This is a genomic window from Pseudomonas sp. YeP6b, assembly GCF_025642995.1.
Classification (GTDB): domain Bacteria; phylum Pseudomonadota; class Gammaproteobacteria; order Pseudomonadales; family Pseudomonadaceae; genus Aquipseudomonas.
In genome coordinates this window covers 2,093,646-2,114,099 of the sequence record NZ_CP080090.1, presented here as the reverse complement: position 1 = coordinate 2,114,099, position 20,454 = coordinate 2,093,646, and the positions used below count along the sequence as shown (strand labels likewise).

Below are 20,454 nucleotides of genomic sequence, written 5' to 3'. Positions count from 1 at the left end.
AAAAGGCAATAAAAAATCATCGCTTCGCAACGCCGACGAACGGTAGCCATTCTCATTTGAGCCGCGCCTGACAACGGCGCACTGTCTGCAATAGACCCCCTCAGTACCCTTTCAGAATCATGTACTGCCCCTCTTTCCCCCAGCCCCCACGGCTCTGGTTCGCCTTCACATCAATCTCTGCACACAACCGCTTGCCGTCTGTTCCACACTGCGACAGCTTCACCTTCCCACCCTTTGCCTCCAACGCCGCCACACTCGCCCGCAGCGCCGCAATATTTCCAGAACTCGGCACAAGCAGCGTCGATAACCCCACTATCGCCAACAACAGCAACATGGCCAGCAAACTCCTTGCCATTGTCCAGCGTCAACGTATGCACCACGTGACCATCGAACTGCAAATTGATCGCCCGAGTGACTTGGCGGCGCGTTCGACGCTTGACGGGATACGCGCTCAGATAGCCGCTTTGGCCCTGAGTCAGCTGCCGGTAAGGCGTGGTCATCTGCGCTTGAATCCTTTGGTGTGAAAAAAGGGGACAGATTTATTTAGCGGTCCTACGGTGGCATACCGAACCAACACAGCGACCAGCGATTTAAAATCCCGACTAGATGCAATCATTGAGGCTGCTATGACACGGAATCCCTGACGCTGCCGGAAGACTCAACTCCCTCAACGATGTAGCCGCCAACCTCACCCGATCCCAGCCCCAATCCTGATAAACTCCCCGCCTCTGCCTCACCCATTCAGATTCCCCAATGTCCTTAATCACAGCTGCCCCCCAATCCTTCTCCCGCCGCTTCTCCGTCGCCCCCATGATGGATTGGACCGACCGCCACTGCCGGTTCTTCCTGCGCCTGCTCTCCAAGCACGCCCTGCTCTACACCGAGATGGTCACCACGGGCGCGATCCTGCACGGCGACCACGACCGCTTCCTGCGCCACAACGAAGCCGAGCACCCGCTTGCGCTGCAGTTGGGTGGCAGTGTCCCCGCTGACCTAGCTGCCTGCGCGCGTATGGCTGAGGCTGCCGGTTACGATGAAGTGAACTTGAACGTTGGCTGCCCGAGTGACCGGGTGCAGAACAATATGATCGGCGCGATCCTGATGGCGCACCCTGCATTGGTGGCGGATTGCGTGAAGGCGATGCGTGATGCGGTGTCGATTCCGGTGACGGTGAAGCATCGTATTGGGATCAATGGGCGCGACAGTTATGCCGAGTTGTGTGATTTCGTCGGGACGGTGAGGGATGCCGGATGCACCAGTTTTACGGTGCATGCGCGGATTGCGATTCTTGAGGGGTTGTCGCCGAAGGAGAATCGCGACATTCCGCCGTTGCGCTATGACGTGGCGGCGCAGTTGAAGCAGGATTTCCCGGAGTTGGAGATTGTGCTGAACGGTGGGATTAAGACGCTTGCGCAGTGCCAGGAGCATTTGCAGGTGTTTGATGGGGTGATGTTGGGGCGGGAGGCTTATCACAATCCGTATTTGCTGGCGGAGGTGGATCAGCGGTTGTTTGGGAGTGCGGCGCCGGTGGTTGGTCGGGCGGAGGCGTTGGCGCTGTTGCGGCCTTATATTGCGGAGCATTTGGCCAGTGGTGGGTCGATGCATCACATTACGCGGCATGTGTTGGGGTTGGGGACTGGGTTCCCGGGGGCTCGCCGGTTCAGGCAGTTGTTGTCGGTGGATATTCATAAGGCGAGTGATCCGTTGGCGTTGTTGGATCAGGCTGGGGAGTTGTTGGAGGGGCGGTGATTTAGCCGGTTGGGTGTCAGTTGGTTTATTGGGTGGCTGGGGTTGGCGGTTCCCCCAACTGATCGTTCCCATGCTCTGCGTGGGAATGCAGGGCGTGACGCTCCGCGTCACTATTGCGCTGGACTTGAGCCGTGCGCTGGTAGCGGGACGCGGAGCGTCCCAGGAGGCGTTACCACGCGGAGCGTGGGAACGATCGATATAAGGGGAACCTGTCGGCGGTTTTGGTCTCCTATTTAGCACCACGGCCGGTGATTCAAACGGCTGTTTTCAGGTTGTTGCCCTCGCAAACGATCGAACGCATTTGCGCCCTTGAGCGCCTGCCGGCGCTCGGGTAATGTCATCAGACCCACAGGACAGAGCACGCCCATGACTTCCAAGCTGGAACAACTCAAGCAATTCACCACCGTTGTAGCCGATACCGGCGATTTTTCTACCCTCGCCAAGCTCAAGCCGCAAGACGCCACCACTAACCCTTCCCTGCTGCTCAAGGCTGCTTCGATCCCAGGCTATGCCAAGCTGCTGGATGAGGCTGTGAAGGACTGCAATGGTGACGTGGGCCTGGCCAGCGACCGTTTTGCGGTGGCGGTCGGTCAAGAGATCCTTAAAGTCGTACCGGGCCGTATTTCCACTGAGGTGGATGCGCGTCTGTCGTTCGACGAAGCGGCCATTCTCAAGCGTGCGCACCGTCTGATCGACTTGTACGACAAAGCCGGCGTTGGCCGTGACCGTGTGCTGATCAAGATCGCCTCCACCTGGGAAGGCATCCGCGCGGCGGAGAAGCTGGAAAAAGAAGGTATTCAAACCAACCTGACCCTGCTGTTCTCGTTCGCCCAGGCTGTGGCCTGTGCCGAGGCTGGGGTGTTCCTGATTTCGCCGTTCGTGGGCCGTATCTACGATTGGTACAAAAAGGCCAACGGCAACGACTACACCGGTTCCGATGATCCAGGCGTGCAGTCGGTAACGCGCATCTACAACTACTACAAGGCCAATGGCTACAAGACCGTGGTGATGGGTGCGAGCTTCCGTAACCTCAACCAGATTGAAGAGTTGGCCGGATGTGATCGCCTGACCATCAGCCCGGACCTGCTGGAGAAGCTGGCGGCGGATGAAGGCAAGCTGGAGCGCAAGTTGGCGCCAGGCCATGCCGGTGAAGCGCGGGTGCATTTGACTGAAGCGCAGTTCCGTTGGGAATCCAACGAGGATGCGATGGCGACTGAGAAGCTGGCGGAGGGGATTCGTCAGTTTGCTCGGGACCAGGAGAAGCTTGAAGCGTTGTTGACTGCCAAGCTGTAAGGCAGTCGGCGACAAAAAGGGCGGCACCCTCGCGGGTGCCGCCCTTTTTTGTGCCTTTCGCTGGTCTCAAGCCGACCTCAGTACAACTGTGGGAGCTGGCTTGCCTGCGATAGCGGTGGGTCAGAAATGAATAGGTGGCTGACACACCGCTATCGCAGGCAAGCCAGCTCCCACATTTGACTGTGTTGTTCTCAGCAGCGGGGGCTTAGTGGCGCTCTAGGGCGTTCACAAGGTCATGGAACGCTTCGCGGTTGGACTCGTTCAGGCCCATCAGGATCTTGTGCGCTTCGAGCACCTTGACCCGTACCACTTCTTCGGACTGGTCTTGCGAAGGCAGGTCGGTCAGGCATTCCGGGCAGGGGATCGGGCGGTCAACGATGTTGAACACTTGATCAAAGCCCATGGACTGCAGCAGACGGGTGATGTCTTCGTGGGTGGTGACCACAGTCGGCAACAGGCCGACCTTCTGCCGAGACAGAATGGACAACTTGGCCAACAGGCCCAGGGTGGTGCTGTCGATGCTGCGGGTTTCGGTCAGATCGATCACGATCGCCGAGAAATTCAGGGCTGTGAAAATCCGCTCAATCGTTGCATCCAGCGCCGAACACAAGGTCAGGCGCACTTCACCGACAAACTTCAGGACGAAGGTCCCGTCTTGCTCGGCGAATTGGATTCTTCCGGTACTCATCAAAGATTCCTGCTCAACACCAATAGGGCGATATCATCCGGCATCTCCCCTAGCGTGGCCAATCCAAAAACCTGCCGCAGGCCATCCAGGCTGCCGCCCGCCGACTTGACCTTTTGGGGCAAGGCGGCTTCTTTCTCTTTGAGTGTAGGCTCTGGAAGAAGGTCCAGGATACCGTCGGACATCAGCGTGAGGCTGAAGGTCGGCGGCAGTTCCAGGATGTGGTCTTCGTAGGTGGCTTCATTGAACAAGCCCACCGGCAGACCACGCCCTTCCAGGTAACGCACACTGTCTGGAGTGTATAAAACCGGCATCGGCAGGTGACCGCCGATGCTGTAGGTCAAAAGACCCGTTTCTTCATCAATTACGCCGCCGACCATCGTCACGTGCTTGCCCAGCTTACAGCTGATCAGGCCTCGGTTGATGTGGCCCAGCACCTCGGAGGGGGTGAACTCCGGCAAGGTGCCATTGCGCTTGGATTCGAACAGCAGCCGTGTGGTCATGAACTTCAACAACACGGTGACAAAAGCAGATGAAGCACCGTGGCCGGAGACGTCGGCCAGGTAGAACGCGACACGCCGCTCGTCGACGCGGAAATAGTCGACAAAATCACCCGACAGGTACAACGACGGGATGATCTGGTGAGCGAACTTGAACTCATCGATGGTCCAGGGGCTGACCGGCAGCATGTTCATCTGCACCTGGCGACCGGCGTTCTGGTCTTCCTGGAGCAGGTTGAGGCTCGCTTCGAGTTCGCGGTTGGCGGTTTCGAGCTTTTCGCGGTAGCGCTGGTTTTCCAGCAGTAGGCGGGCACGGTCCAGTGCGCGGCGCACCGAGTGCTCCAGCACGGCCAGGTCTTCCAGGGGTTTGATCAGGTAATCGGCGGCGCCCAGGCGCAAGGCCTCGACGGCGTCGTTCATCACGCCGGCACCGGACACGACAATCACCGGCGTCTGCGGGGCAAGCTCAGTCACCTGGCGGATCAGTTCGAGGCCGCCCATCTGGGGCATGCGCAGATCGCAGATCACAAGGTCGGGCTTGTCGCGCCCGAATACCTGGAGACCCTGTTGGCCATTGCTGGCCTGCAGGACGCTGAAGCCACTGTCTTCCAAATAGGCCGCGAGGCTCGCGCGCACTACTTCGTCGTCATCGATTATCAGCAGCGTGGCACTGGTTTTTTGCATGTGGGCAAACGGCGCCAGAATTAGGTTGGCGTAGGTGGCTCGACAATGGCCGGGCGCACTTACTGGATTCGCTTTCTAGCCACTCTGTCCTACAAAGCATTGGGATTTTGCCCATGCACAAAGGTAAAGCAGAGGTGCCCTTCTAAGGCGCAGACGGTACTCCCATCCGTCAGGGGTTTCAAGCTCATGCCGATGGTCGCCAAGCGTCTTTACACCGCAAATCACTGGGAGTTATAAGAACACCCACGACCACAACACAAAGTAAGGATGGAACCCGTGAGCGAACACGAGCGCGACTACGCCGAAAAACGCGATTTCATCCGCATGCGAGTGGATGCCGATGTGTCGTTGATCCACGCAGGGCAGGAGATTGCCGGGGTCTGCGTGGACCTTTCCAGCTCTGGCATGCAGGTCCAGGCGCCGCGCCAGTTTCAGGTGGGCGACCAACTGACCGTGCGGATCGATTCAGATCACGCCGCTCTCAAGGGCCTGGAAGCAGATACCGAAGTGGTATGGACCAAGGCCACAGATACAGATCAGCAATTGGGCCTCAAGATCTTGAAAATGCGCTGAAACCGCGCACAAAAAAAGGCGACCACTTGGGTCGCCTTTTTTCGTTTCAAAACGTCACAGCTTAAAAGTCGTCGACGACCTTGCCGTCTTTGACCTTGAACTCACGGTTCTGCAAGTAAGCGTTACGGATGAAGGTGTACTTGTCACCGGTGATCAGCTTCTCGCTGTCGAGCAGGCTGGCACGGGTATCGACAATGTTCAGGCCAAAGGTGCTGTTACGCCAGCCGATGTCGTTCATGTAGCGGTACGGCTGGGTGTAGCTGTCGACGTATTTGGACGGCGCATCACGCAAGGTGCTTGGGCCCAGCAGCGGCAGCATCACGTAAGGACCGCTGCCGGCGCCCCAGTAACCGAGGGTCTGCCCGAAGTCTTCATCGCTGCGCTGCAGCCCCATTTTGGTGCCGACATCAATAAAGCCCAGCACGCCGAAGGTGGTGTTCATCAGCAGGCGGGCAGTGTCCACACCGGCGGCGTGCGGCTTGAGCTGCAGCACGTTGTTGGCCAGATTGCCAACATCGCCGATGTTGCGGAAGAAGTTGTGCACGCCCTCTTGCACAAATTGCGGGGTGACAAACTGATAACCCTGGGCAATTGGCTTGAGCGCGTAGGTATCAACGGTGTCGTTGAAGGTGAAGATCGGGCGGTTGACGCTTTCCCACGGGTCGTCTTCCGACGCAGCCTGGGCCGCGAACGGGGCCAACAGGACAGTGGCACACACAGATAGCTGAGCGAAGTAGTGGCTCCAGCGCATAGCTTTTGCTCCTTGAATGGTCTGTCATGGGCGCTATGCCCTGAATAAGGATGTCAGTATATGACGGAAGTGCTGGTTTAGGCAGCTGCGAGGAAACGACATACGAAAAATGCACAAAACTCCTACAATCACCCCTCAGTGTCATGCGCTTGTCATCCCGCCTCGATAGCGTCATCGCTATTTCAGGGATGTAGAAATGCCTCACGCCGAGATTGCCGTCGCCAATGCCCCTTCTTTGACTGCCGTACTCTTTGGCCTGAGTGGCTGCCTGGTGGATTTTGGTTCCCAGGCGCGCACCGATTCGCCCGCCCCGGACTCCCACGCCACGCCGGGCGCGCTGAAGAGCCTGCGCAGCCTCAAGGACCAGGGCGTGCCCTGCGCCTGGCTGGACGAACTGCCCCCCTCGGTCACCACCCCGCTGGCTGCCGCACTGCCCGACTGGATCAAGGCGGCCTCGCCCTCCTCCATCCGCTGGCCGGCGCCGCATGCGTGCTGGCAGGCCTTGATGGAACTGAATATCGAACGCCTGGAAGGCTGCGTACTGGTCAGCGGCGAGCCGCGCTTGCTGCAAGCGGGCCTGAATGCCGGGTTGTGGACCATTGGCCTGGCGTCCTGCGGCTCGCTGTGTGGCCTGGGGCCCGAGCAATGGCAGGCGCTGACCGAGCAACAACGCGAGTACAAGCGCGGCAAGGCCACGGTGGCGCTGTATGGGTTGGGCGTGCACTCGGTGATCGATCACCTCGGTGAACTCGGCACCTGCCTGGCCGACATCAGCCTGCGCCAGCTCAAAGGCGAGAAGCCCTGATCGAGATCATGCACTAAGGGCGCCGGTGGATTAATCTACAGGTCAGCCCGTAGACCTTTCGCGACGTGCCGCGGTCTATGCCAGTGCCTATCGATAAAAGGAAGAACGCCATGCCTGCCCGCGAAAAACTGCAAGAACAGGTCACCATCCTGCGCGAGCAATTGAACCAGGAGCCACCGCTGCCACCCGAAAAGCGTGAGGCGCTGGAAGAATTGATTGCGAAGTTTGAAGTGCAACTTGAGTTGGAACCCGCCACCCAATCCCCGAGTATCGCTGACGATGTGAATCGCGCAGTGGAAGGCTTCGAACTGGATCACCCAGGTATTGCGGGGACGCTGCGCAATATCGTGATCACCTTGGGCAATATCGGGATCTAACCCCAGCCCAAGCCAAACGCAGAACCAAAATGTGGGCGCGGGCTTGCCTGCGATAGCGGTGTATCAGTCACCTATGGATGACTGAAAATTGCTATCGCAGGCAAGCCAGCTCCCACATTTGTTTTGCGTGAAGGCTACTGACGGGCCAGTCGCAGGTTTTGGAACTGCACATCTTCCGTGCTGCGGTACGGGTTGATATCCAACCCGCCCCGGCGCACATAGCGCGCATACACCGTCAGTTTCTGCGGCTTGAGCAAGCGCTGCAGGTCGAGAAAAATCCGCTCCACACACTGTTCATGGAAGTCGGAGTGCTGGCGAAAGCTCACCAGGTACTCCAGCAGGCTGGCGTGATCCAGTGCCGAACCCCGGTATTCCACCGCCACGCTGCCCCAATCGGGCTGACTGGTGACCGGGCAGTTGGATTTGAGCAAGTGGCTGTGCACGCTCTCCTCGACAATGCGCGAGTCATCGCAGCGCAGCAGTTCCGGGCGCGGGTGTTCGTAGTTGCTGACGCTGATGTCCAACTCGTCAATGCACACGCCCGGCAGTGCCTGCACACCTTCGGCTTCAACCTCGGCCAAACGGCGGATGCGCACGCTCACCGGCTTGCCGGCGGCGGCGCTTAGGTCGGTGCGCAAGGTCGCTTCCAGGCTTGCCGTATCGGCAAACGCGGTCTGGTTCAACGAGTTGAGGTAGAGCTTGAAGGACTTGGACTCGATGATATTCGGCGAGTCGGCCGGGATGCTGAACTCACCGATAGCCACCACCGGCTTGCCCGACGGCAGCAGCCAGGACAATTCGAAGCAGTTCCAGAAATCCACGCCTTTATACGGCAGTGTTTCGGCGCTCAGGCCCAGCTCGGCCCACTTGGCGGCGCGAGGGATCGGGAACAGCAACGATGGGGTGTAGGTGCTGATGTATTCACTGGACTTGCCCAGCGGCGAATGTTCGGCTGCGGGATGCATGGCGGAAACCTGGCTAAATAAACCGCGCCAGTCTACCAGCCTTTGCTCCCGCCCTTAAGAAACGCCTCACTCAACGGTCAGTTTGCCGACCATGCCGGCCTGATAATGCCCAGGGAGGTTGCAGGCAAACTCCAGACCCGTGGCCTTGGTGAAGGTCCAGGTCAGCTCGGCAGTCTTGCCGGGTTCGACCAGCACGCTGTTGGGATCGTCATGCTTCATGCCACTCATGTCGCCATGGCGCATATCATCCTGATGCATGGCGCTGTGGTCCATCTTGCCCATGCCGGTGGCGGTGAGCATGCCGCTGGCCTGCATCTTTAACATTTCCTTCTGGTGTTCGGCATGCATCGCCGCGTCGCCCAGGTTGAATTCGTGGAGCAACTGGCCTTTGTTGACCAGTACAAAGCGCACGGTCTCACCGGCTTTTACGTCGATCGACTTGGGCGAAAAGGAAATGTCCTGCAGCACCACTTCCACGGTGCGCGTGGCTTTGTCGGCAGACGCCGGCTGGCCAAAGGCGAAGGTGTGGGCCGTGTCAGCCACAGCAGCGAAACTCAACGCCAACAGGCAGCCCGCCAATATCAGAGGTGTACGCAACGCCATCTCAATTCTCCAAACGTGTGTGAACAGCTTCGCTAGCACTCTAAGATGGCGCCGCTACCAGCCAGCTGACTGCTAGATTACAACGTTGATCGTTCCCACGCTGAGCGTGGGAACGAGCACGTCAGGAATACCTGAGCGCATGCGCCGGCTCAATCTTCGCCGCCCGATACGCCGGGTAAACAGTCGCCAAAAAGCTCAACACAAACCCAGCCGTGCAAATCAGCAGCACATCGCCGCCTTGCAGTTCCGAAGGCAGGTTGCTGACGAAGTACACATCCGAACTGAAGATATGCTGCCCGCTCACGCGCTCCAGCCAGCCCACCAGTTCACTCACGTTCAGCGCCGCAATCACGCCCAGTACGCCGCCGATCAAGGTGCCGACAATACCAATCACCGTGCCCTGCACCATGAAGATCGCCATGATCTGGCGTGGCGTGGCGCCGATGGTGCGCAAGATCGCGATGTCTGCGCCCTTGTCGTTCACCACCATGATCAAGGTGGCGATGATGTTGAACGCGGCAACGGCGACGATCATCAGCAACAGCAGGCCGATCATGGTCTTTTCCATCTTCATCGCGCTGAACAGGCTGCCCTGGGTGTGGGTCCAGTCATCGGGCTTGTAGGCTGCGCCAAGGCTGGCGGCGATGTCCGCCGAGACTTTGGGCGCTGCATACAGGTCTTTCACCGCCAGGCGCACGCTTTGCACCTGGTTGGGCTGCCAATGCTGTATCTCGGCAGCGTCAGCCATGTTGATCAAGGCCATGGAGCCGTCCAGCTCAGCGCCGACCTTGAAGATACCGACCACGTTCAACCGCTGCATGCGCGGGGTGATGCCACCCGGGGCAGTGCTGATTTCCGGGACGATCAGGGTCAGCTTGTCGCCCACGCTCAGGCGGAAGCGCCGAGCGGTGATGTCGCCGATGACCACGCCAAATTCGCCGGCCTTCAGGTCTTCCAGTTTCCCGCGCACGATATGCTGGGCCACGATCGAGACCTTGCCTTCCTGGGCCGGGTCGACGCCGCTGATTTCGATCGGCTGCATCGCGCCCTTGTAGGAAAACATGCCGTCCATCTGTGTGAACGGCACTGCGGCGGTGACTTCAGGGTTCTTCATCGCCGCAGCCGCCACGGGCTGCCAGTCATCAATCGGGTTCACGCCGACGATGGTGGCGTGGGGCACCATGCCGAGGATGCGTGAGCTCATTTCACGCTGGAAGCCGTTCATCACCGACAACACCACGATCATCGCCAGCACGCCGAGGGCGAGGCCGATCATCGAGGTCATCGAGATAAACGAAACAAAACGGTTGCGGCGCTTGGCGCGGGTATAGCGCGTGCCGATGAAAATCGATAACGGTCTGAACATTCGCGGGCACCGTTTAAAAAAATGAAAAAGCCCAGCGCCAGGCGCCGGGCTTGAAACGGGTCAGATGGCGACCAAATGACCTTCCTGCAGGTGCAGCACACGGTCCATCTGGCGGGCCATGCTCATGTCATGGGTCACCACCAGGAACGCGGTGCGCATCTGGGTGCTCAGTTCCAGCATCAAGTCCTTGATGCCCTGGGCGGTGTGGGCGTCGAGGTTGCCGGTTGGCTCATCGAGCATCACCAGCCCTGGGTTGTTCACCAGGGCGCGGGCGATTGCCACACGCTGGCGCTCACCGCCGGACAGTTCGGCCGGCTTGTGCTCCAGGCGATGCCCGAGGCCAACGCGCTCCAGCAGGGCTGTGGCACGCTGGCGCGCTTGCGGGATCGCGGTCTTGCCGATCAGCAGCGGCATGCACACGTTTTCCAGCGCGGTGAATTCCGCCAGCAGGTGGTGGAACTGGTACACAAAGCCCAACGAACGGTTGCGCAGTTGGCCACGCGCTTTCTCACCCAGGGCCGACAGTTCTTCGCCGGCCAACCACACGCTGCCCTGGGACGGCGTATCAAGGCCGCCCAACAGGTTGAGCAAGGTACTTTTGCCGGAACCGGAACTGCCGACGATCGCCACGCGCTCGCCCGGGTGCAGTTCCAGCTGCAGGTTGGACAACACCACCACCGATTCCGGACCTTCCTCGTAGGATTTGCCCAGGTTGCGGCAGCTCAGGATTGCTTTTTCACTCATGCCCGATTCACTCATAACGTAAGGCCTGTGCTGGCTGGGTACGTGCCGCGCGCCAGGCTGGATACAGGGTGGCAAGAAAACTCAGGACCAACGCAGCGCCGCCCACCATCAACACGTCCTGGGCCTGAACCTGGGACGGTAAGTAGTCGATGAAGTAGACGTCGGCATTAAGAAACTTATGGCCGAGGACTTTTTCCAGCGCGGCGATGGCGGCGCTGACGTTCAGTGCCGCCAAGATGCCGACCGCGGTGCCGATCAAGGTGCCGACCACGCCGATCACGGTGCCCTGCACCATGAAGATCGCCATGATCTGCCCCGGCGTGGCGCCAAGGGTGCGCAGGATGGCGATGTCGCCCTTCTTGTCGTTCACCACCATCACCAAGGTGGAGATGATGTTGAACGCCGCCACGGCGACGATCAGCAGCAACAACAGGCCGATCATGGCTTTTTCCATGCGGATGGCCTGGTAGAGGTTGCCGTGAGTGCGGGTCCAGTCGCGGGCGTAGTACTGGGATTCACCCAAATGCTGGGCGATTTCCCAGGCGCCGCGCGGTGCCTCGAACAGGTCGTTGAATTTGAGGCGCAGGCCCTGCACCTGATCCGGCTTCCAGCGATGCAGGCGCGCCAGATCGGTGAGATTGGTCAGGCCAAGGTAGCCGTCGATCTCGCCGGCGCCGACGTGGAAGGTGCCGACCACGGTGAAGCGCTTCATACGTGGGAACATGCCGGCCGGGGTCACGGTGACTTCCGGGGCGACGAAGGTCAGCTTGTCGCCGATGCCCACGCCGAGCTTGGCCGCGGCCTTGTCGCCGATCACGATGCCGAAGCTTCCGGGCGCCAACTCGTCGAGTTTGCCCTGCAACATGAACTTGTCGATGATCGACACGTTACGTTCCTGAGCCGGATCGATGCCATTGAGCAGGATTTTCTGCACCTTGCCGTCGTTGGTCAGCAACCCCTGCATCTGGGTAAACGGCGCAACGGCCACTACCTTGGGGTTCTGCTTGACCTTGTCGGCAAGGCTAGGCCAGTCGCTGATGGGCGAATCGCCCTCGATGGTCGCGTGGGGCACCATGCCCAGCACGCGGGTGCGCATCTCATGATCGAAGCCGTTCATCACCGACAGCACCACAATCATCACGACCACGCCCAAGGCGAGCCCGATCATCGAGGTCAGGGAAATGAACGACACAAAATGATTGCGACGCTTTGCACGGGTATAACGCGTGCCGATAAATACGAAGAGAGGTCTGAACATGTCGGGGCTTGTTCGGAGGAAAAGAAGACGTCCCGGTGGCGGGGTCAGGTAAGCAGCTTTACACTCAGACCATTACCGCTACTTTGGGTTCGCCATGTCGACATTAGATGAAGAAGAACGCCGCGAATACTACCGTATCGACGACATGATCGCACTTCAAATCAGCGCACTGTCTGCCCCGGAAGCGGCGAGCAAGGAAGTGTTGCTGGATGATTCGCCGCTATTCAACCTGCTCAGCGAATTGCACCTCAGCGAATTCGAAGCCCAGCACCTGCTGCGCCAGATCAACGAGAAGGATCGCAGCCTGGCCGCCTTCCTCAAAGTCCAGAACAAACGCATGGACCTGCTCAGCCAGATCATGGCGCGCGGCCTGCTGGATGAGGTGGGCGCGCCGCAGCCGGTGATCATTTCCGAAGGCGGCATCGACTTCCAGCACCCCACGCCCTTGGCGCCTGGCGCGCACCTGGCGGTCAAGCTGGTATTGATGCCCCAGGCGCTCGGCCTGCTGCTGCGTGCCCGCGTCACCCATTGCGACGCCAAAGGCGACCGGTTTGACGTAGGCACGGAGTTCGAATCCATGACCGATGCCCAGCGCCAGCTGCTGGCGCGCTACATTCTGCAGAAACAAGCCCAGGAACGACGCCTGGCGCGGGAACAGAGCGACACCCAAGACACCTGAATCTCGTATGACCCCGCCGGGCTATCCGGCGCAAAGGAGCAACTGTGACCCTGATTTATGGCCACCGCGGTGCCAAAGGCGAAGCACCGGAAAACACCCTGACCAGCTTTCAGGAGTGCCTCAAGCACGGTGTACGCCGCTGCGAACTGGACTTGCACCTGTCCATGGACGGCGAGTTGATGGTGATCCACGACCCGACCCTCAAACGCACCGCCGACCGGCGCGGCAAAGTCGTCGAGTATTCGGCGGCCGACCTTGTGAAGATGGACGCGCGCAAAGGCGGCCCTGGCTGGGTCAACCCGTGCCCGATCCCACGCTTGGAAGAACTGTTCGAAAAGTGCGACTTCGATCACTGGCAACTGGAAGTCAAAAGCGCCTCACGCACCCGCGCCGCGACTACCGTGCTGGCAATTCGTGAGATGGCCGTGCGTCATGGCCTGATGGACAAGGTCACGGTGACCTCAAGTTCGCGGGAAGTATTGAAAGCGGCGGTTGAACTCACCCCGGACCTGTCGCGAGGACTGGTCGCCGAATACGCCTGGCTCGACCCGCTGAAGGTCGCGCAAAACTACGGCTGTGAATACCTGGCGTTGAACTGGACGTTGTGCACCCCCGAGCGTCTGGAAAAAGCCCAGCGCCAGGGTTTGCACGTGTCCGTGTGGACGGTCAACGAACCTGCGCTGATGCGCAGGCTCGCCGACTTCGGCGTAGATAGCCTGATTACAGACTTTCCCGGTTTGGCCACTGCCACCCTCGAGAATTACTGAAATCGGTCTCCCCGGCCGGCTCAGGCCACCGGCCGGAGCCGCTCAAAAAAGCCGGTTGAGGCCATCGTAGGCCGCTACCCGATAGGCTTCTGCCATGGTCGGGTAGTTGAACGTGGTGTTCACAAAATACTTGAGGGTATTTTGCTCGCCCGGCTGGTTCATGATCGCCTGGCCAATGTGCACGATCTCCGAGGCCTGGTAGCCGAAGCAATGCACGCCGAGGACTTCCAGGGTTTCGCGGTGGAAGAGGATCTTGAGCATGCCTTGCGGCTCGCCGGCGATCTGCGCACGCGCCATGCTCTTGAAGAACGCCTTGCCGACTTCATAAGGCACCTTGGCCTTGGTCAGTTCGTGTTCGTTCTTGCCGATCGAGCTGATCTCGGGAATGGTGTAGATCCCGGTCGGCACGTCGTTCACATAGCGCCAGCTGCCGTTGTCGACAATGCTGCCGGCCGCCGAACGGCCTTGGTCATGCGCGGCACTCGCCAGGCTTGGCCAGCCGATCACGTCACCGGCGCCATAGATATTGGTCACGCAGGTGCGGTAGTTCTCGTCCACTTCGATCTGGCCACGGCTGTTGACCTTGACCCCGACGTTTTCCATGCCCAGCTTGTCGGTGTTGCCGGTACGGCCGTTGCACCACAGCAAGGCGTCGGCCTTGATCTTCTTGCCGGACTTGAGGTGCAGGATCACGCCGTTGTCCAGGCCTTCGACCCGCTCGTACTCTTCGTTATGGCGCACGGTGATGTTGTTGTTGCTGAAGTGGTAGCTCAACGCCTGGGAAATTTCCGAGTCGAGGAAGCTCAGCAGCTGGTCGCGGTTATCCACCAGCTCCACCAGAACACCCAGGCCGCTGAAGATCGAGGCGTATTCACAGCCGATTACACCGGCGCCGTAGATGATCAGTTTGCGCGGGGTGTGGCCCAGGCTCAGGATGGTGTCGCTATCGTAGATACGCGGGTGGTGGAAATCGATGTCCGCCGGGCGATACGGCCGCGAACCGGTGGCGATGATGATGTGCTTGGCCACCAGCTTCTCGACCACGCCGTTGGCGCAGACCACTTCGACGGTTTGCTCATCGGCAAAGCTGCCGGTGCCGAAGAACAGGTCGACGCGGTTACGGGCGTAGTAGCCGGTACGCGAGGCGACTTGCTTGGAGATGACTTTTTCGGCGCTTTTCAACACGTCCGGGAACGAGAACCAGCGCGGCTCACCAATGGCCCGGAACATCGGGTTGGTGTTGAACTGCATGATCTGGCGCACCGAGTGACGCAAGGCCTTAGACGGGATGGTACCCAGGTGGGTGCAGTTACCGCCGACCTGGCGACGGCTATCGACCATCGCCACCTTGCGCCCAGCTTTGGCGGCGTTCATCGCCGCACCTTCTCCAGCCGGGCCGGAACCCAGTACCACCACGTCGTAGTTGTAGACAGCCATGCGTACTCCTCAGAACAGGCCAGGCGCACGGTTGGACGCCTGGCTAAATCATGCCGCGGCCAGCGGGCATGAAGGACAATTTGGCTCAAGTGTGTGAGCCGGGGCACAGTCTATATAAGGCTCAACGCCGCGAACATTAACCCTTGGTCGCGTCGTAGGCCAGCCTTGCCTTTACTACAGCAGTAGGAAACTGGCATTACACTGCTGACACGAACCTTTGCAGGACGAGCCATTATGCGGCATGTGCTTTTGTGTTTATTGCTGATTTTCTCTGTGACCGTGCAAGCCAGTGAAGCGGACCGGCTCAGGCAGGCGGCTTTCCCTGCGCAATCTCAGGACCTGGCCCGGAAAAACCAGGCCGTGCTGGTCTATCTCTGGGCGGATGTCTACGCGGCAGCGCTGTACGCCCCGGCCAACCTGCGCGCGAAACAGGCCTGGGACCAGCAAAAGGACCTGCGCCTGGCGTTGTATTACTTTCGCGACATCGACCGTAACGATGTGATCAAGGCGGCCACCACCGCCCTGGAGCGCCAGCAAAGCAGCGCTACCCTCGCCCGTTTGAAGCCTGCGTTGGATCAACTGCATGCAAGTTTCCGCAACATCCGCAGCGGCGATCGCTATGCCTTGGACTTCCGCCCTGGGCGCGGGTTGAACCTGGAGATTAATGAGCAGGTGGTGTTCAGCAGTGGTGATGATGAATTGGCGAAAGCCTATCTGGGCATCTGGCTGGCGCCGAAAGGCCTGTCGGACAGCCTGCGCAAAAGCCTACTGAATTAAACGCAAATCCCCTGTGAGAGCGGGCTTGCTCGCGAAGGCGGTGTGTCAGTCGGCTTATGAGTTACTGATACACCGCTTTCGCGAGCAAGCCCTCTCCCACATAGGCTTTCATTGCCATCAGCTCTTGCGGCATTTAGTCAGCTTGCTATCGGTTTCTGTTGCGGGTAGTGGCCAATACACATATGGTTACAAAACTGCAGCAAGGACGAGTGATGACCAAGGATCACCAATAAGACAGCCAAGATGAGTGCATGACATGTCCACTACAACGGGCAAAGGCAAGGCGATTTTTCGCGTTGTCAGCGGTAACTTCCTTGAGATGTTCGACTTCATGGTCTACGGCTTCTACGCCACGGCCATTGCCAAAACCTTCTTCCCCAGCGACAGCGCGTTTGCCTCGCTGATGCTGTCCCTGGCGACCTTCGGCGCCGGTTTTCTGATGCGGCCCTTGGGCGCGATCTTCCTCGGCGCCTACATCGACCGCCACGGCCGTAAGAAAGGCCTGGTCATCACCCTGGCCATGATGGCCGCCGGTACCATCCTCATCGCCTGCGTGCCCGGCTATGCCACGTTGGGCGTGGCTGCGCCGCTGATCGTGCTGTTCGGCCGTCTGCTTCAAGGCTTCTCCGCCGGCGTCGAACTGGGCGGTGTGTCGGTATACCTGGCGGAAATCGCCACGCCGGGGCGCAAAGGTTTTTTCGTCAGCTGGCAATCCGCCAGCCAACAGGCCGCCGTGGTGTTCGCCGGTTTACTCGGCGTAGGTTTGAACCACTGGCTCAGCCCCGAAGACATGGGTGACTGGGGCTGGCGCGTGCCGTTCTTGATCGGCTGCTTGATCGTGCCGGTGATCTTCGTGATTCGCCGCTCGCTGGAAGAAACGCCCGAGTTCCAGGCGCGTAAACACCGCCCTACCCTGCAGGAAATCATGCGCTCGATCGGCCAGAACTTTGGCATCGTCATCGCCGGCATGGCGCTGGTGGTGATGACCACCGTGTCGTTCTACCTGATCACCGCCTACACCCCGACCTTCGGCAAGGCCGAGCTGCATCTGTCCGACTTCGATGCGTTGCTGGTGACGGTGTGCGTGGGCATCTCCAACTTCATCTGGCTGCCGGTGATGGGCGCGGTGTCCGACAAGATCGGGCGCAAACCCTTGCTGCTTGGGGCGACGATTCTGGCGATTCTTACGGCGTATCCGGCGCTGTCGTGGCTGGTGGTCAACCCAAGCTTCAGCCATTTGCTGATTGTGCTGTTGTGGCTGTCGTTCCTGTATGGCTCGTATAACGGGGCGATGGTGGTGGCGTTGACGGAGATCATGCCGGTGGAGGTGCGCACTACCGGGTTCTCCCTGGCCTACAGCCTGGCGACGGCGACGTTTGGTGGGTTTACACCGGCGGCCTGTACCTATTTGATTCATGTGCTGGATAACAAGGCAGCGCCGGGGATTTGGCTCAGTGGGGCAGCGATTTTGGGTTTGATTGCCACACTGGTCCTGTTCAAGGGCAATCGGCATGAACTGAGGACTGCGCAGGCTTCAGTAGTCGGTGGCGCTTGATAGAGCGCTTTCGCGAGCATAGGTATCTACGCAACTTTTGTGTTGCGCTAAGTTTTTGACGGGGTTTTAGGTAGATATGAGTACATATCCGTTGCTGCGGTAACGGCGACTTAGGGTTCCGCCCTTACGGCGGGTCACTTTTGGAAAAGAGCCCCAAAAGTAACCAAAGGGCTCTTGCCCCACCACTCGGCACCTCGCTCACGCTTCGGTGTGCCCTCACTCCGGCTTGAATCCGTGGGCCGCCGCCATGGGCCATCCTTGGCCCATCGCGGCTAACCCGGCGTCCTGCCGGGTTACCCACGGATTCAAGCCTGCGTTCGGCCAGCGTGGTTTAACGGGGCGCCTCAGATCAAGATCAAGATCAAAAGCAAAGAGCACGGCGGCCTAGTAGCCGACCTGAGTGGTAGAAGCAAAAGCAGGGCAGAAGCAGAAGCAGAAGCAGAAGCAAAAGCACCACCCTTTATAGCTGATGTACTGAGATCCCAATGTGGGAGCGGGCTTGCTCGCGAAGGCGGTGTGTCAGTCAGCTCATATGTAACTGACCCACCGCCTTCGCGAGCAAGCCCGCTCCCACAATTTTGACCGAGTTTAGCTGCCAGCACCGCAGTGCTCTGCTTTTCTGTGGGAGCTGGCTTGCCTGCGATGGCATCAACTCGGTGTACTTGATGGACCGAGGTGTCTGCATCGCAGGCAAGCCAGCTCCCACATTAGATTGAGTTCAGTTTCAAATATCAGGTCGGCTGTCAGGCCGCCTCGGCTTTGCTTTTGATTTGCTTCAACCACTCAGGTCGGCTACTAGGCCGCCGTGCTCTTGATCTGCTTTTGATCTTGATCTTAGGCGCCCCGTTAAACCACGCTGGCCGAACGCAGGCTTTGGAGCGTGGGTAAACCGGCAGGACGCCGGTTTAGCCGCGATGGGCCAAGGATGGCCCATGGCGGCGGCCCACGGTCCAAAGCCGGAGTGAGGGCACACCGAAGCGTGAGCGAGGTGCCGAGTGGTGGGGCAAGAGCCCTTTGGTTACTTTTGGGGCTCTTTTTTCAAAAGTGACCCGCTGTAAGAGCGGAACCAATATCAGCCATCACCCAAATAACGGATATGTACCCAGAGCCCCCCGCGACAACCAAAGAATTCAACCCATAAAAAGATGTGTAGATACCTATGCCGCGAAGAGGCCAACCCAAACACCACAAAACCCACACCCATAAAAAAGCCCCGAACCAGTCGGGGCTTTTTCATTTACCGCAAATGCTTAGCGCGGAAACGCAGGCGGGTTAACCCCAGCCATGTCTTCCATCACGCGAACCACCTGGCAGCTGTAGCCAAACTCGTTGTCGTACCAGACGTACAGCACAACGCGGTTGTCCTGGGTGATGGTTGCCTCAGCATCCACTACGCCAGCGTGGCGCGAGCCAACGAAGTCGGTGGAGACCACCTCCTGCGAGTTAACGAAGTCGATTTGCTTATGCAGATCGGAGTGCAGCGCCATGTAGCGCAGGTACTCGTTCATTTCTTCACGGGTGGCGGCTTTCTCAAGGTTCAGGTTGAGAATGGCCATCGACACGTTCGGCGTCGGCACGCGGATCGCGTTACCGGTCAGCTTGCCGGCCAGCTCAGGCAGGGCCTTGGCAGCAGCGGTGGCAGCACCGGTCTCGGTGATCACCATGTTCAACGCGGCGCTACGGCCACGGCGATCGCCTTTGTGGAAGTTGTCGATCAGGTTCTGGTCGTTGGTATACGAGTGAACGGTTTCAACGTGGCCGTTAACGATACCGAACTTGTCATTCACAGCCTTGAGCACCGGCACGATGGCGTTGGTGGTGCAGGAAGCGGCGGACACGATCTTGTCATCAGCGGTGATTTCGCCGTGGTTGATACCGTGAACGATGTTCTTCAGCTTGCCTTTGCCAGGCGCAGTCAGCACAACGCGGTCGATACCCGGGCAGGCCAAATGCTGGCCCAGGCCCTCGGCATCACGCCATACGCCGGTGTTATCCACCAACAGAGCGTCCTTGATGCCGTACTGGGTGTAATCCACCTCAGCCGGGTTCTTCGCGTAGATCACCTGGATCAGGTTACCGTTGGCGGTGATGGTGTTGTTTTCTTCGTCGATGACGATGGTGCCGTTGAACGGACCGTGTACCGAGTCGCGGCGCAGCAGGCTGGCACGCTTGGTCAGGTCGTTCTCGGCGCCTTTACGCACCACGATGGCACGCAGGCGCAGGCCGTCGCCGCCACCGGTTTTTTCGATCAGGATGCGTGCCAGCAGGCGGCCGATACGACCGAAGCCGTACAGCACAACATCGGTGCCTTTACGGGCAGCAGCATTTTGCTGGCCAACTACATCGGCCATTTCTTCACGCACGAACTGCTCGGCGCTGCGGCCGGCACCTTCTTTGCGGAATTTGTAAGCCAACTTGCCCAGGTCTACCGAGGCCGCGCCGAGCTTGAGCTCGCTCATGGCTTTGAGCAGAGGGAATGTTTCGTGGACGGAGAGTTCGCTGTCGTCGGCAGAACGATGGCGAGCAAAGCGATGCGCCTTGAGAATCGCGATGACTGATTGGTTGATCAGGCTGCGGCCATAGATCGAGCTCACCACATTGTTATTGCGGTACAGCTGACCGATAAGCGGAATCATCGCTTCAGCGAGCGCTTCACGGTCGATCCATTCACCAAGACACTGGTCGGGCTTCTGAGTCACGGGAACCTTCCACATGTAGGGGCAGAAAAAAGGGGCTACATTATGTCGTCCGACCGCCCGTTGAGCAATGCGCCAACCACAACAAAAAGCCCTTGCAAAAAAATACCACCCCGCTACAGGCCAGGAAACACGCGGGTTCCAGAAGGCCACCAATGGCGTCGCGCCGCCAACTTGTCCGTAACCCTCC

20 protein-coding genes and 1 pseudogene are annotated in these 20,454 nt (G+C 59.3%); 9 read left to right on the top strand and 12 right to left on the bottom strand.

What is annotated here, in order from left to right:
* Nucleotides 1-100: 100 nt before the first annotated feature.
* Together KZH41_RS09500 and KZH41_RS09495 are read right to left on the bottom strand one after the other, a co-directional pair.
* Nucleotides 101-334: a hypothetical protein gene (locus tag KZH41_RS09500; protein WP_263275147.1), complete on the bottom strand. Its 234-nt coding sequence runs from the start codon at nt 332-334 to the stop codon at nt 101-103.
* Nucleotides 333-479, bottom strand: a pseudogene (locus KZH41_RS09495) (IS30 family transposase); the annotation flags it as partial. The pseudogene KZH41_RS09495 and the gene KZH41_RS09500, both read right to left, overlap by 2 nt.
* 274 nt (nt 480-753) lie before the next feature.
* On the opposite strand from KZH41_RS09495, the gene dusA reads away from it, so the two are divergent.
* Together dusA and tal are read left to right on the top strand one after the other, a co-directional pair.
* A complete protein-coding gene (gene dusA, locus KZH41_RS09490; protein WP_263274725.1) occupies nt 754-1,749 on the top strand; it encodes a tRNA dihydrouridine(20/20a) synthase DusA in 996 nt (331 codons plus the stop codon).
* Nucleotides 1,750-2,115: 366 nt separating this feature from the next.
* Nucleotides 2,116-3,042: a transaldolase gene (gene tal, locus KZH41_RS09485; RefSeq protein WP_094953088.1), complete on the top strand. Its 927-nt coding sequence runs from the start codon at nt 2,116-2,118 to the stop codon at nt 3,040-3,042.
* 205 nt (nt 3,043-3,247) lie between these two features.
* On the opposite strand, the gene rssC is transcribed toward tal, so the two are convergent.
* Both rssC and rssB read right to left on the bottom strand, forming a co-directional pair.
* Nucleotides 3,248-3,730, bottom strand: a complete 483-nt coding sequence (gene rssC, locus KZH41_RS09480; protein WP_003172602.1) for an anti-sigma factor antagonist RssC — start codon at nt 3,728-3,730, stop codon at nt 3,248-3,250.
* Nucleotides 3,730-4,911 (bottom strand): two-component system response regulator RssB, encoded by a 1,182-nt coding sequence (rssB, locus tag KZH41_RS09475; RefSeq protein WP_094953087.1) that lies wholly within the window; start codon nt 4,909-4,911, stop codon nt 3,730-3,732. The genes rssC and rssB overlap by 1 nt, the downstream gene beginning before the upstream one ends.
* A 276-nt stretch (nt 4,912-5,187) precedes the next feature.
* Between rssB and KZH41_RS09470 the strand changes: the two genes are divergently transcribed.
* The gene (locus KZH41_RS09470) at nt 5,188-5,484 is read left to right on the top strand and encodes a PilZ domain-containing protein (RefSeq protein ID WP_094953085.1); all 297 of its coding nucleotides are present in this window, start codon (nt 5,188-5,190) and stop codon (nt 5,482-5,484) included.
* A 61-nt stretch (nt 5,485-5,545) separates the two neighbouring features.
* Here the strand turns inward: KZH41_RS09470 and KZH41_RS09465 are convergent, their stop codons facing one another.
* Nucleotides 5,546-6,235 carry a VacJ family lipoprotein gene (locus KZH41_RS09465; RefSeq protein ID WP_263274724.1) on the bottom strand — a complete coding sequence of 230 codons (690 nt, stop codon included), beginning with the start codon at nt 6,233-6,235 and terminating at the stop codon, nt 5,546-5,548.
* Between the two features lie 196 nt (nt 6,236-6,431).
* Here KZH41_RS09465 and KZH41_RS09460 point away from each other — a divergent pair, with 196 nt between their 5' ends.
* Together KZH41_RS09460 and KZH41_RS09455 are read left to right on the top strand one after the other, a co-directional pair.
* On the top strand, nt 6,432-7,040 hold the full coding sequence (locus tag KZH41_RS09460; RefSeq protein ID WP_242154989.1) for an HAD family phosphatase: 609 nt from the start codon (nt 6,432-6,434) through the stop codon (nt 7,038-7,040).
* 110 nt (nt 7,041-7,150) lie between these two features.
* A complete protein-coding gene (locus KZH41_RS09455) occupies nt 7,151-7,417 on the top strand; it encodes a DUF4404 family protein (protein ID WP_094953082.1) in 267 nt (88 codons plus the stop codon).
* Between the two features lie 134 nt (nt 7,418-7,551).
* On the opposite strand, the gene queF is transcribed toward KZH41_RS09455, so the two are convergent.
* The 5 genes from queF to KZH41_RS09430 form a co-directional block, all read right to left on the bottom strand.
* The gene (gene queF / locus KZH41_RS09450; protein ID WP_242154988.1) at nt 7,552-8,382 is read right to left on the bottom strand and encodes an NADPH-dependent 7-cyano-7-deazaguanine reductase QueF; all 831 of its coding nucleotides are present in this window, start codon (nt 8,380-8,382) and stop codon (nt 7,552-7,554) included.
* A gap of 66 nt (nt 8,383-8,448) precedes the next feature.
* Nucleotides 8,449-8,985 (bottom strand): cupredoxin family protein, encoded by a 537-nt coding sequence (locus KZH41_RS09445; RefSeq protein WP_263274723.1) that lies wholly within the window; start codon nt 8,983-8,985, stop codon nt 8,449-8,451.
* A 121-nt stretch (nt 8,986-9,106) separates the two neighbouring features.
* Nucleotides 9,107-10,351, bottom strand: a complete 1,245-nt coding sequence (locus KZH41_RS09440) for a lipoprotein-releasing ABC transporter permease subunit (protein ID WP_242154987.1) — start codon at nt 10,349-10,351, stop codon at nt 9,107-9,109.
* A 60-nt stretch (nt 10,352-10,411) separates the two neighbouring features.
* Entirely contained in the window at nt 10,412-11,095 is a 684-nt protein-coding gene (gene lolD, locus KZH41_RS09435) for a lipoprotein-releasing ABC transporter ATP-binding protein LolD (RefSeq protein ID WP_176462998.1), read from the bottom strand.
* A 7-nt stretch (nt 11,096-11,102) separates the two neighbouring features.
* On the bottom strand, nt 11,103-12,353 hold the full coding sequence (locus KZH41_RS09430; protein WP_094953077.1) for a lipoprotein-releasing ABC transporter permease subunit: 1,251 nt from the start codon (nt 12,351-12,353) through the stop codon (nt 11,103-11,105).
* A 94-nt stretch (nt 12,354-12,447) separates the two neighbouring features.
* Here KZH41_RS09430 and KZH41_RS09425 point away from each other — a divergent pair, with 94 nt between their 5' ends.
* Together KZH41_RS09425 and KZH41_RS09420 are read left to right on the top strand one after the other, a co-directional pair.
* Complete coding sequence (locus KZH41_RS09425) at nt 12,448-13,032, top strand: PilZ domain-containing protein (protein ID WP_263274722.1); 585 nt, start codon at nt 12,448-12,450, stop codon at nt 13,030-13,032.
* 44 nt (nt 13,033-13,076) lie between these two features.
* Nucleotides 13,077-13,799 (top strand): glycerophosphodiester phosphodiesterase, encoded by a 723-nt coding sequence (locus KZH41_RS09420; protein WP_094953075.1) that lies wholly within the window; start codon nt 13,077-13,079, stop codon nt 13,797-13,799.
* Nucleotides 13,800-13,841: 42 nt separating this feature from the next.
* Here the strand turns inward: KZH41_RS09420 and sthA are convergent, their stop codons facing one another.
* A complete protein-coding gene (gene sthA, locus KZH41_RS09415) occupies nt 13,842-15,236 on the bottom strand; it encodes a Si-specific NAD(P)(+) transhydrogenase (RefSeq protein ID WP_083359549.1) in 1,395 nt (464 codons plus the stop codon).
* A 234-nt stretch (nt 15,237-15,470) separates the two neighbouring features.
* On the opposite strand from sthA, the gene KZH41_RS09410 reads away from it, so the two are divergent.
* Together KZH41_RS09410 and KZH41_RS09405 are read left to right on the top strand one after the other, a co-directional pair.
* The gene (locus tag KZH41_RS09410) at nt 15,471-16,013 is read left to right on the top strand and encodes a chalcone isomerase family protein (protein WP_094953074.1); all 543 of its coding nucleotides are present in this window, start codon (nt 15,471-15,473) and stop codon (nt 16,011-16,013) included.
* 256 nt (nt 16,014-16,269) lie between these two features.
* Complete coding sequence (locus KZH41_RS09405) at nt 16,270-17,568, top strand: MFS transporter (RefSeq protein WP_242154983.1); 1,299 nt, start codon at nt 16,270-16,272, stop codon at nt 17,566-17,568.
* Between the two features lie 1,250 nt (nt 17,569-18,818).
* Here KZH41_RS09405 and KZH41_RS09400 read toward each other — a convergent pair.
* On the bottom strand, nt 18,819-20,282 hold the full coding sequence (locus tag KZH41_RS09400) for a glyceraldehyde-3-phosphate dehydrogenase (protein WP_017137429.1): 1,464 nt from the start codon (nt 20,280-20,282) through the stop codon (nt 18,819-18,821).
* Between the last annotated feature and the right edge of the window lie 172 nt (nt 20,283-20,454).